This window comes from Salinicola socius, assembly GCF_001937195.1.
Taxonomy (GTDB): Bacteria; Pseudomonadota; Gammaproteobacteria; order Pseudomonadales; family Halomonadaceae; genus Salinicola; species Salinicola socius.
In genome coordinates, this window is the sequence record NZ_MSDO01000067.1 from 1 (window position 1) to 596 (window position 596).

1 protein-coding gene is annotated in these 596 nt (G+C 68.1%); it reads left to right on the forward strand.

What is annotated here, in order from left to right:
- The coding region (locus BTW07_RS18765) for a phage late control D family protein (protein WP_208605445.1) at positions 1-596 on the forward strand (596 nt) is incomplete at both ends.

Consider the following 596-nt stretch of genomic DNA (forward strand, 5'->3'; position numbering starts at 1 on the left):
CGGGCGACGACGAGAAGTTCGATGGCCATCGCATCGTCTTCACCGACGACGTCGACACCACCCAGCCGGTCAGCCCCCAGGCGATCCGCTTCCACCGCCAGGATGCCACCGAGACGGAAGACGCGCTGACCCAGTGGGGCGGCGTGCGAAGCCAGCAGCCCACCCGCGTCAGCGTCGGCACCTTCGACTACAAGCAGCCGTCACTGACCAAGCGCACCGGCCTCGATACCCTCAGCGATCAGGGCAACCTGCCCGACACCGAGGCCTACGACTACGCCGGCGAGTACTACTACCACGGCTACGAGCGCGGCGAACGCCTCACCGAAAACCGGCTGGAAGCGCATGAATCCCTGGCCAAGCGTTTTCGCGGCAGCGGTGGCGCGCGCCAGCTCCAGGCCGGGCGCTGGTTCGAACTCACCCAGCACCCGCTGCACGACCTAGGGGGTGAGGAAGAGCGCCAGTTCCTGCTGCTCGGGGTGACCGTCCACGCCGAAAACGCCCTGCCGGTCTCGGCCCAGCTCCAGGCGCTGCCGGGTAGCCTGCAGCCGCAGCTCGACGCCGCCAGGAAAGCGCATGGGCTGGAAGACGAAGGCGAT